We start from the raw sequence: 3,169 nt of genomic DNA, 5'->3' as shown, positions 1-3,169 counted from the left end.
GGACGCCGTCGGCGTCTTCGGCGGGCTCGCCCGCGCTGTCCAGCGGCCGTTCGGCGCCGAGCAGGTACAGCCAGCCGGAATGGCCGGTGACCAGCAGGGCGCCGGTGCGTCGGTCGCCGATCCACTGCCAGGGCGGCGTGGGGATAGCGTGCAGTGCGGAGTCGATGTGCTGCAGCCGGTCGCCGGTCATGGGCTCACTCACGGGCACCGCCCACAGCTGTCGCAGGCGCGGCGGTGGTGCGCACGGTCGTGTGATGTATCGGGGTCCTCCCATAGACGGGGGTCGGCGAGGCAACGCGGCCGCGTCGGTACGTGTTGTGCTGAACGCGGCGGCCGAGAGGGATGGCGGGCCCGGACGCCCGCGAAGGGATGCATTCGTGGGGGAAGAGCGTCCGAACCCGGCGTACGATCGAGCGCCAGCCAAGCGGGTTCCGAGGATCAGATGGGGTGCGGCTCCCGCACGGCGCTGCGGCGAATAGGCGGAGGATGCTTCAGCTGGAGGCCCAGCCCACGAAGAGCCAGCCCTCTGGGCTGCCGTTCTCTCCCTTGATGGGGATCGCTCCGGCTGGCCCCCACTTATCGAGGATCCGCGGGTCGTCCTTCCTGAGGAGCTGGTCGGCGAGTGCTGTCGCTTCGGTTTCGGTCATGGGCTCGCTGGCGACGATGACGAAGTCGTCCTTCTCAGCGATCGTTCCGGTGTATCCGCGGTGGCCGTAGTCGTATCTGGCCTGTTCGACCGCAGCATCGAACGCCTCCTCGGCTGTTGCGCCTTGCCGCGGCCCGGTGGTGAAGGGTGTGGCTCCCAAAGGGTTCTTTCTGTGAGAGGGGCTTTCGGCCCTACGCCGCCCGCGTCTGGGCACACCGTGGCACTGGGGCGGGTGGCCGGGGCCGGGGGGAGGAAGGCGAGGCTTGGCGGTCAGGGTGTGTCGTCGAGCACGACACGTCCGAAGGTTGATCGCGGCGGGCAGCAGGTGCCGTCAGTTGAACACCCGTTAGCGCACCAGGTGCACCGCTCGCAGGCGGCCGCCGCCATGGCGGAGCATGCTCCGGGGCCACAGGTGCAGCAGGGCGGTCGATGCTGCTCATCGAGGGCGGGGCACCCGGGATGGGCGAAGACGCAGGCGTGGATGCCCAGCGTGGTGATACCCCCGGGCTGGTAGGCGGCAGCGGCAAATCCTCGCGCGAGCGCGGCCAGCACACCTGAGGGTTTGCCGCCAGGGGTGGGGAACATGAGCCGGTCGGAGCGTTCGGCGATGGTCTGCGAGCATTCGGTGGCGATCGCCTGGCGTTCGGCGAAGCTCAGGGGGCGCATTTCGTGGATCGCTTGAGGGACAAGAGCCAGGAGCGGAGTCTGGAGCATCCAGGGCTCCAACTGCGCCTCCTTTCCGGGTGATGGCGCTGCGTTCAGACGGTGCGTGTGGTGGATGCCGCTCAGGCGGACGTTGGTGCGCTGCTCGGCCGCCCAGCAGTGCTCCGACATTTCGTGGCTGAGCGTGGTCAGCTCGCCCAGGGTGCCGAAGATGACGAACTCCTCTTCGTTGCCGACGTCGGCGATCACGAGGGCCTGCTCATTGGGTGGCTGTTCGTCGTCTTCGAGGAGGTAATCCAGCTGTCCAGCGGGGACGACCTCGAAGGCGACCTGGTCGGCGGTGGTGATGTGGGAGCGGACGCCCAGGGCGAACTCCTTTGAGTGCGAGGGTGGGTAGGAGAGCGCAGAACCGCGGTCCGCCTGGCTGCGACGAGCCACACGACGGGGCCTGCCAGCGGGCTGTCAGCCCTGGATCAGGTCAGCCGGGGATGCTTATCACGCGACCAGAGCCAGAGCGCGACGTGCAGCGGCCATGGTGCGGATCGTCTCGGCGGTGGCTTTCGCGGCGATCCGCGCGGGCGACCACATGGGGACGGGCTTGTCCTTGGTGAGGCTCTTTTCGTGGCGGCGCCGCTGGATGGTCTCGATGCGCGTGTAGGCGAGCTGGTAGACCCTCTGGCGGGCCTGCTCGGCATCGCGGGGGGCGGCGGCCTCCAGGTCGGCGGCGGCGAGCGCGGCGCGCATCTCGGCGAGCGACAGGTCTTGCTTGAAGGAGTGGCCCATCTCCTGCTCGGCCTGCATCAATTCGGCGTGCAGTCCAGGGCGGCGGGTGGTGGCGATGAGCAGGTCCTCGGTGGAGGCGAGCACGCAGAACGAGCAGGACAGGCGGGTCATCCCCCAGTCGTAGGCGGCGTGGGGGCGCAGCCCTGCTTCCTTGATCTGGTCCCACACCTGCTTGATCGTCCAGTCCCTCAGGGGGTGCCAGCGGTGGATGGTGCGGTTGCTGCTGGAGTGCGAGGTGTCCACGGCCAGGATGTCCATGCCTGCGCGCCGGCCGGACTCCTCTCCCCTGATGCCGAGCGCGTACAGGACCTGAATCGGGCGATCGGTGATGCCCAACTGCTCGCGCGCTTCGGTGACCAGTTCGGTGACGAGTTTCATCCCTTGCGACGTTTTCTGATCACTTGTGCACCAGCGCGCCGAACTGGACGGCCAGTTGCGGCGTTCGTGGACGAGCTGGTGCCACAGCCCTCCCAGTTCGCGGGTGCGGACGTGGAACTCGAATCCGTACTTGCCTGCGTGCTCGCGGGCAAGCTCTGCCACGCCTGGCCACTCGATCGGCTCCCCGGAGGGGGTGGTGCCGAGGTCGTTGTGGAGGACGACGACGCGGCCGGTGTAGCGCTGCTCCTTGATGAGCTTGGCGACGTACGCGAGCAGCGCCGCCGAGTCCTTGCCCGCGCTGCTGTTGATGATGATCAGGTCGTAGGCGAACAGGTTGACGAAGGAGGGCGGCGCCGGAGCAAACTCCGGTGCGTCGAGTGTGAGCTGCATCAGCGCCGGTCAAACGCTCTTGGAGCACGAGGCGGCAAGGCCTTCGAGGACGGGGCGCGGTGTGGAGCAGCACCTCGGCGAGGGGTCAAGCGCTGCGAGGGTGCCGGGTGGGCAATGTCCCTGACTGCCGGTGGGCCCGCTGAATTGGATGGCGACCGCGGCCTGGGCAGCGAGCGCAGCCGCTGCGGTCATTCCTTGCCGGGTTACACCAATCTTGATCAATGGGCGGCTGCCGGTGCGGGGGTTCGGCACGGACCGGGGCCTTGGCAGCAGGCAGCTGCGCGGGGGTTGTCCCACCGGCAGGTCGGG

Annotated in this window: 4 protein-coding genes; all 4 read right to left on the bottom strand. The window is 68.6% G+C overall.

Annotated features, from left to right (window positions below; all coding sequences use genetic code 11):
* Positions 1-202, bottom strand: a 202-nt coding sequence (locus tag AB0J09_RS60485; protein ID WP_360712888.1) for a hypothetical protein, incomplete at its 3' end; no start/stop codon positions are given.
* A gap of 289 nt (positions 203-491) precedes the next feature.
* The gene (locus AB0J09_RS60480) at positions 492-806 is read right to left on the bottom strand and encodes a hypothetical protein (protein WP_360712885.1); all 315 of its coding nucleotides are present in this window, start codon (positions 804-806) and stop codon (positions 492-494) included.
* 110 nt (positions 807-916) lie between these two features.
* The gene (locus AB0J09_RS60475) at positions 917-1,747 is read right to left on the bottom strand and encodes a hypothetical protein (protein ID WP_360712882.1); all 831 of its coding nucleotides are present in this window, start codon (positions 1,745-1,747) and stop codon (positions 917-919) included.
* Positions 1,748-1,804: 57 nt separating this feature from the next.
* Positions 1,805-2,860: a phosphoadenosine phosphosulfate reductase family protein gene (locus AB0J09_RS60470; protein ID WP_360712879.1), complete on the bottom strand. Its 1,056-nt coding sequence runs from the start codon at positions 2,858-2,860 to the stop codon at positions 1,805-1,807.
* Positions 2,861-3,169: the final 309 nt, after the last annotated feature.

Source organism: Nonomuraea sp. NPDC049784 (assembly GCF_040659615.1).
Classification (GTDB): domain Bacteria; phylum Actinomycetota; class Actinomycetes; order Streptosporangiales; family Streptosporangiaceae; genus Nonomuraea.
The sequence above is the reverse complement of the archived record's forward strand: the minus strand, read 5'-3'. Positions and strand labels throughout refer to the sequence as shown.